Source organism: Stenotrophomonas sp. YJH_SMC_19 (assembly GCF_059367915.1).
The window spans coordinates 130,466-137,651 of the sequence record NZ_JCAFRI010000011.1 but is presented as its reverse complement, the minus strand read 5'-3'; the positions used below and the strand labels follow the sequence as shown (position 1 = coordinate 137,651).

General features: G+C 66.6%; 6 protein-coding genes. 2 read left to right on the top strand and 4 right to left on the bottom strand.

Annotated features, from left to right (window positions below; translation table 11 throughout):
• Positions 1-492: 492 nt before the first annotated feature.
• A complete protein-coding gene (gene tyrS / locus AC5P5R_RS13155) occupies positions 493-1,704 on the bottom strand; it encodes a tyrosine--tRNA ligase (protein WP_005407778.1) in 1,212 nt (403 codons plus the stop codon).
• Between the two features lie 167 nt (positions 1,705-1,871).
• Between tyrS and AC5P5R_RS13150 the strand changes: the two genes are divergently transcribed.
• A complete protein-coding gene (locus AC5P5R_RS13150; RefSeq protein ID WP_005407777.1) occupies positions 1,872-3,344 on the top strand; it encodes a M23 family metallopeptidase in 1,473 nt (490 codons plus the stop codon).
• Between the two features lie 65 nt (positions 3,345-3,409).
• Positions 3,410-4,537 (top strand): anhydro-N-acetylmuramic acid kinase, encoded by a 1,128-nt coding sequence (locus AC5P5R_RS13145; RefSeq protein ID WP_080356692.1) that lies wholly within the window; start codon positions 3,410-3,412, stop codon positions 4,535-4,537.
• A 79-nt stretch (positions 4,538-4,616) separates the two neighbouring features.
• Here the strand turns inward: AC5P5R_RS13145 and AC5P5R_RS13140 are convergent, their stop codons facing one another.
• The 3 genes from AC5P5R_RS13140 to AC5P5R_RS13130 form a co-directional block, all read right to left on the bottom strand.
• Positions 4,617-4,847 (bottom strand): hypothetical protein, encoded by a 231-nt coding sequence (locus AC5P5R_RS13140; RefSeq protein ID WP_005407775.1) that lies wholly within the window; start codon positions 4,845-4,847, stop codon positions 4,617-4,619.
• Positions 4,848-4,924: 77 nt separating this feature from the next.
• Positions 4,925-6,298, bottom strand: a complete 1,374-nt coding sequence (locus AC5P5R_RS13135) for an AmpG family muropeptide MFS transporter (protein WP_043035169.1) — start codon at positions 6,296-6,298, stop codon at positions 4,925-4,927.
• Positions 6,295-7,095 (bottom strand): exodeoxyribonuclease III, encoded by an 801-nt coding sequence (locus AC5P5R_RS13130; RefSeq protein ID WP_043035170.1) that lies wholly within the window; start codon positions 7,093-7,095, stop codon positions 6,295-6,297. Before AC5P5R_RS13130 ends, AC5P5R_RS13135 begins: the two co-directional genes overlap by 4 nt.
• Positions 7,096-7,186 lie beyond the last annotated feature (91 nt).

Here is a 7,186-nt window from a genome sequence, read left to right as displayed (position 1 = left end):
TAAAGCTGCAGATGATTGATTCTGGCAACGTATCGCTTGCTTTAAAACAATTAATAGTTGCTTGATCAAACGTCTGCAAGATGGACAATCATCCTTCCTGCAGGCGCCTTCACAAGATACCTGCGCATACTTTCAAAGATCTTGGGAAGTGGCCTCAGCGCCGCTCCCGTGTGCTGCGAAGCTTCCTTCGTAGCGAGCCGCCCATTATGCCAGACTTTTTCAGTCCGTCAACACCTTCGCTCGATCATCTCGTTCGGCGGTGGTGGGCGCCCTGTTGTCGCTGAAGCCCCTTGGTGGCGACCCCTGCGACGGGGGAGGAGAAGTATGTCCCTATTCCCATCGTTTGTGAAGGGGGTGTGGCGATTTTTTTCACCGGATGTTGCATCCGTTCATCCGTCGCGCTGCGGGAGGACCGCCCGAAGAGCAGCCAAGCGTGGGCTTGGCTCTACAAGAGCATAAGGAAGGGCCGGCTGCGCCGGCCCTTCCTTTGTCTCAGGCAGCGACCAGGCGTACGCGGGCGAAGGTGCGCTTGCCGACCTGCAACAGGCCTTCGAAGCCCGGCTGCAGCACCTGCTGGCCGTCTTCGACCACCTCGCCGTCCACCTTGACCGCGCGCTCCTTGAGCTTGCGGTTGGCTTCGGAGTTGCTCGGGGTCAGGCCGGCCGCGGTCAGCAGCGCAGCAATACGCAGGCCTTCGACCGGGATCGCCACGTCCTGCAGCGGCAGCTGGGTGATATCGCCCTGCCCGGTCACCGCCGCTTCCCAGCCGGCGATCGCCTGCTCGGCCGCTGCGGCGTCGTGGAAGCGGGTCGCCAGTTCACGCGCCAGGCGCAGCTTGACCACGCGCGGGTTCAGGCCGCCATTGGCCACCTGCTCGCGCAGCTGCACGGCTTCGGCCTGGCTGATGTCGAAGGACAGCAGCTCGATCCAGCGCCACATCAGGGTGTCGTCCACCTTCATGGTCTTGGTGACGATGTCGATGGCCGGTTCGCTGATGCCAATGTAGTTGCCCAGCGACTTGGACATCTTGTTGACGCCGTCCAGGCCCTCCAGCAGCGGCATGGTCAGCACCACCTGCGGCTTCTGGCCGTGGTGCTCCTGCAGGCCACGGCCCATCAGCAGGTTGAACTTCTGGTCGGTACCGCCCAGCTCCACGTCGGCCTCCAGGGCCACGGAGTCGTAGCCCTGCACCAGCGGGTACAGGAACTCATGGATGGCGATGGACTGCTGGGCGGCGTAGCGCTTGGCGAAGTCGTCGCGCTCGAGCATGCGTGCCACGGTGTGCTGGCCGGCCAGGCGGATCATGTCGGCCGCGCCCATCTTGCCGAACCACTCCGAGTTGAAGCGGACTTCGGTACGGCTGCGGTCCAGCACCTTGAACACCTGCTCCTCATAGGTACGGGCGTTGGCCAGCACGTCCTCGCGGCTGAGCGGCTTGCGGGTGAGGCTCTTGCCGGACGGGTCGCCGATCATGCCGGTGAAGTCGCCGATCAGGAAAATGACCTGGTGGCCGAGGTCCTGGAACTGGCGCATCTTGTTCAGCAGCACCGTGTGGCCCAGGTGCAGGTCGGGCGCGGTGGGGTCGAAGCCGGCCTTGATCCGCAGCGGGCGGCCCTCCTGCAGGCGCGCACGCAGATCCTCGAGCTTGAGGATCTCGTCGGCACCACGGCCGATCTGGGCAAGGGCTTCTTCAATCGAGGACACGTGACTACTCCCGGCAACGCCGATTCTTGTGTGGGGTGTTAAAGCAAAGTTAACCCGATTGGCTTCACAAAAGCCAATGGGCACAAGGGTTTGACGCGGTTTTCTCAGGTGTCTATGGTAACCGGCGATCAGGCCCCCGCTCCCGGGCCACCAGGAAAAAACCGCCGATGCACAATTCCGAACAAGGGCGCGCACGCAAGCAGCGCTTCCAGGAACGCCTCCACGTCCTGCACGACAACGCCCTGCATCGGAAGCTCAGGCAACATCTTCCCGCCGCCTTCAACGAGCGCTGGACCCGGCGCCACTGGATGCATGCCAGCCTGTTCGCGACCATCGGCGCCCTGGTGGCGACGATCGTGCCGGGCTTCTCGCACACCATCGACGCCCCCTTTGCCGACAGCCATACCAGCCTGGCACTGCCGTTGCCGCCGCTGGCCATGGCCCGCCAGCAGCAGGTGCCCGGTGACAGCTGGCAGGTGCTGCGCGTGGAACGCGGCCAGACCCTGAGCGATCTGTTCGACAAGGCCGGTATCCCGGCGACCACCCTGCACCGGGTACTGGACCACCCGGGGGCGCGCGAGGCGCTGACCAAGCTTCGCCCGGGCGCCGAGATCGCCTTCGACATGCCCCTGTCCGGCGACCTGCGCAGCATCCGCTTCGACCGCGATGCCGACAACCGGGTGGAGCTGAGCCTGGCCGGTGACGACATCAAGGAGAAGGTGACCAAGCGCGAGACCTCCACGCGCACGGTGGTCACCAGTGGCGAGATCACCAGCTCGCTGTATGCCGCGGCCCGCCGCGCCGGGCTGTCGCCGTCGGCGATCGCGACGATGACCGACGACATCTTCAAGTACGACATCGACTTCTCGAAGGACCTGCAGCCGGGCGACCGCTTCAGCGTGGTGATGGATGAAACCTGGCGCGAAGGCGAGAAGGTGGACACCAGCAAGATTCTGGCGGCGACTTTCACCACCGGTGGCAAGACCTATTCCGGCTTCCGCTTCGACCGCAACGGCAAGTCCGAGTACTACGACATCAACGGCCGTTCGCTGAAGAAGAGCTTCATCCGCATGCCGATCCCGTTCGCGCGGCTGAGCTCGACCTTCGGTGCGCGCAAGCACCCCGTGCTGGGCAAGATGCGCATGCACAAGGGCGTGGACTACGCCGCGCGCACCGGCACCCCGATCATGGCCGCCGGCGACGCCCGCGTGCAGTTCGCCGGCGTGCAGCGCGGTTACGGCAACGTGGTGATCCTCGACCACGGCCGTGGCCACACCACCCTGTATGGGCACATGTCGCGCTTTGCGAACATCAAGACCGGCCAGCGGGTGGCCCAGGGCACGGTGATCGGTTATGTCGGCTCGACCGGCCTGGCCACCGGCCCGCACCTGCACTACGAATTCCGCGTCAACGGCGAGCACCGCAACCCGCTGACCGTGACCATGCCGCCGCCGGAGCCGCTGAAGGGCGCCGAGCTGGTCGCCTTCCGCGCGCAGACCGCGCCGGCGATGGCCCGCATCCAGGGCATGGAGAAGCTGATCTACGCCGATGCCAGCCCGGCACCGACCAGCCGCGACGAGGCCGCCCCCGAGGTGGCCAGCGCCAAGGACAAGAGCAGCACCGGCCGCAAGCGCGGCTGAGCCCCTGCGTTGACGAAGAAGGACGCGGCAGCACAAGCTTGCCGCGTCCTTTTTTTATGCCCGCCATGAACACGACTGCCGACACTGACGCCCCCCTGTACCTTGGCCTGATGTCGGGCACCAGTGCCGACGGCATCGATGCCGCGCTGGTGCAGTTTCCTGCCGGCGGAGGCTGCCGCTTCGTGCACGGCCTGACCGCCCGCTGGGAGCCGGTGCTGCGTGCACGGCTGGTGGCGCTGGGCGAAGGTGGTCCACTGGATTCGCTGGAGGAGCTGGGCGAGCTGGACGCCCGGATCGCGATCAGCTTCGCCGGGGCCGCCAACCAGCTGCTGGCCGAGGCTGGCGTGGACCGCAGCCAGGTGCGTGCGATCGGCTCGCATGGGCAGACCGTGCGTCACCGGCCGTTGGCCGACCCCGCCTTCACCGTGCAGCTGGGCGACGGCAACCGCATCGCCGAGTTGACCGGGATCACCACGGTCTCCGACTTCCGCCGCCGCGACGTGGCGGCCGGGGGCCATGGTGCGCCACTGATGCCGGCCTTCCACCTGGCCATGCTGGGCACGGCCGACGAAGACCGCGCCGTGCTCAATCTGGGCGGTATCGCCAACCTGACCCTGATTCCGCGCGAAGGTGCGGTACGTGGCTTCGATACCGGCCCGGCCAATGCGCTGATGGATGCCTGGTGCCAGCGCCACACCGGCCGCACCTTTGATGCCGACGGCGCGTACGCCGCCAGCGGCGCGGCGGACGAGGGCCTGCTGGCGGGCTGGCGCTCGGACCCGTGGTTCGCGCTGCCGCCGCCGAAGAGCACCGGCCGTGAGCAGTTCCACCTGGCCTGGGCCGAGTCGCACATGGCCGAGGGCCAGTACGCGGCGGCCGACGTGCAGGCAACCCTGCTGGAGCTGACCGTGGCAACGGTGGCCGACGCGCTGCTGGCGCAGCAGCCGCAGACCCGCCGCCTGCTGGTCTGTGGCGGCGGGGTACGCAACCGGCAGCTGATGAAGCGCCTCGCGGCCTGGCTGCCGGACGTGCAGGTGGAATCCAGCGCCGTGCACGGGCTGGACCCGGAGTACGTGGAGGCAATGGGCTTCGCATGGCTGGCGCAGCGGACGATGGACGGGCTGGCCGGCAACCTGCCAAGCGTGACCGGAGCTAAGGGCCCGCGGATCCTGGGGGCGATCCACCTGGCGTGAGGTGGCGCCATCCACGCGTGGCATGGATCTACCGGGCAGCCGGACGTGGGCTCGTCTCTACAGCATTGCGGCGCGGCCGCTAATCGAAGCCCTGCCCTGCGGGCAAGGCCTGCAGGGCGGCAATGGCATCGGACAGGGCATCCACTTCCGGATCGCCGAAGCCGGAGCGGACTTCCAGTTCACTGCTGAACAGGCCCTGCTCCAGCAAGGCGGCACAGGTCTGTTCGTGGGTCCAGCCGCGGGCGACCGCGACGCGTTTGATACGTTCCAGCAGCAGCGGGTCCAGGTCCCGCAGCACAACGTCGGCCATGCTCACTTCCCCGTTCGCAAGGCACCGCCCCCTCGGCGCGTCGGGGCGATGATCCCGCAGACCGGGCGGGCAGGCAATCAGGTCGAGCCGGCGGTCTGGCGACGGCGCTGCTGCAGGATCAGCAGGGCGCAGAGGATCACCACCGGGATCGCCACCAGCGCGGTACCGACGAAGAACAGCGCGTAGCCTTCCAGCAGCGTCCGGCCCTGTGCGAGCGTCTGTACCGACCACCCCGAGAGCCCCTTGAGCGCCTTGCCGGGCATCGCGTAGAACGAGCTCAGCAGTGCGTACTGGGTTGCGGTGTATCCAATGCTGGTCAGGCTCGACATGTAGGCGATCAGCGCCGTACCGGCGAAGCCGCTGGCGAAGTTGTCGATTGCCATGGCCACGGCGAAATGGGTTGTGTCCGGGCCGGAATAGGCCAGCCAGGCAAACGCCAGGTTGGAGGCCGGCCCCAGCACGGCGCCTACCATCAGCGCCGCCAGCACCCCCCAGCGGACCGAGACCAGGCCCGCTGCGGCAATACCGACGAAGGTCGCGACCAGCCCGACCGAACCACGCACCGCGCCCACGGTATCTTCGTCCAGGCCGAGATCGACGTAGAACGGGTTGGCCATCGGTCCCATGACGAAGTCGGCCATGCGATAGACGCTGATGGCCACCAGGATCAGGATCGCGCCGCTGCGATGCTCGCGGACGAAGGCGATGAACGGTCCCGCTACGGCGTCGAACAATCCGCGCGGTGTCCACAGCGAGGTCGCCTGCGCCTGCACGGCAGCCACTTCCCGCGCGGGTTCGCGGGCCATCACCACAGCCACCACGCCAAGCGCCATCAGCACGGCCATGATCTCGTAGGAAACCTGCCAGCCGACACGGGCCGCGATGATCAGGATCAGCGCATCGGTGACCAGCAATGCAGTGCGGTAGCCCAGTGCCGAGGATGAGGTCAGCAGTCCAAGCTGCTCGCTGTTGTCAGCACTTTCAATGCGCCAGGCATCGATGACGATGTCCTGGGTGGCCGAAGCAAACGCCACGATCACGGCCATCACGCCGAACACGACGATGTGCTGCCAGGCGATACCCAGGAACTGGATCTGGCCCCCCTTGGGCTGGACCAGCGCCATGCCGACCAGGCCCACCACCACGACCAGCTGCGACAGCAGCATCCAGCCACGGCGGCGGCCAAAGCGGCCGAACAGAGGCACGTCGGTCTTGTCGACGATCGGTGCCCACAGGAACTTCATGGTGTAGGCCAGCCCGACCCATGACAGGAAGCCGATCGTACTCAGCTCGATGCCTTCCTTGCGCATCCAGAAGCCGAGCGTGTTGCCCACCAGATAGATCGGCAGGCCGGAACTGAAGCCGAGCAGCAGCATCGCCAGCACCTTGCGCTGGCTCAGGTTGGACAACACCTGCTGCCACGGTCGGCGCGGCTTGGCAGCCTCGGTCACAGGTCGTAGTCCACGGTGAACGGGGCGTGGTCGGAGAAGCGCTCGTCGCGATAGATCGAGCAGCTTCGCAGGCGGTCACGCAGGCCCGGGGTGATGAACTGGTAGTCGATGCGCCAACCGACATTGTTGGCACGGGCGGCGCCGCGGTTGCTCCACCAGGTGTAGTCCTCGCCGGTGGGGTTGAGCAGGCGGTAGGCATCGGCCCAGCCGCGGCCGGCGGTGACATCGGTGGTCTGGCCGTGGTCGGCGCAGAGGGCGTTGAGCCAGTCGCGCTCCTCCGGCAGGCAGCCGGAATTCTTCTGGTTGGACTTCCAGTTCTTGATGTCCAGCGCCGAACGCACGATGTTCCAGTCGCCACACAGCACGTAGTCGCGGCCGCTGCGCGCCCACTCCTCCAGGATCGGCCGCAGCCATTCCATCACTTCGAACTTGAAGCCCTGCCGCAGGTCGCCCGAGCTGCCGGACGGGATATAGAAGGAGACCACGCTGAGGTTGCCGTAGCGTGCCTCGATGTAGCGGCCTTCGTCGTCGAACGGGGCCCAGCCCAGCGAAGTGATGACCTGGTCCGGCTCGCGCTTGCTGTAGATCGCCACGCCGCTGTAGCCCTTCTTGGTAATGGCGTCGCGGTAGAAGCAGTGGTGGCCGTCCGGGCGGAACATCGGGTCGCTCAGCTGGTCTTCCTGGGCCTTGGTTTCCTGGATGCACAGGACATCGGCATCCTGGGCACGGAACCAGTCGAGGAAGCCCTTGGTCGCGGCGGAACGGATGCCATTGGCGTTGAAACTGATGATGCGCATGCGGAAGACCTACGGCGGGAAACCGGGCAAGCATACCGGTTGACTGCAGGGCTGCGCAGTCCGCCGGGTGGGCCCGCCAGCGCCTTCACAC

Coding starts and splice junctions, on each gene's coding strand:
- AC5P5R_RS13145 (WP_080356692.1), top strand. CDS start 3,410: ATGAACACGACTGCCGACACTGACGCCCCCCTGTACCTTGGCCTGATG.
- AC5P5R_RS13130 (WP_043035170.1), bottom strand. CDS start 7,095: ATGCGCATCATCAGTTTCAACGCCAATGGCATCCGTTCCGCCGCGACC.
- AC5P5R_RS13140 (WP_005407775.1), bottom strand. CDS start 4,847: ATGGCCGACGTTGTGCTGCGGGACCTGGACCCGCTGCTGCTGGAACGT.
- AC5P5R_RS13150 (WP_005407777.1), top strand. CDS start 1,872: ATGCACAATTCCGAACAAGGGCGCGCACGCAAGCAGCGCTTCCAGGAA.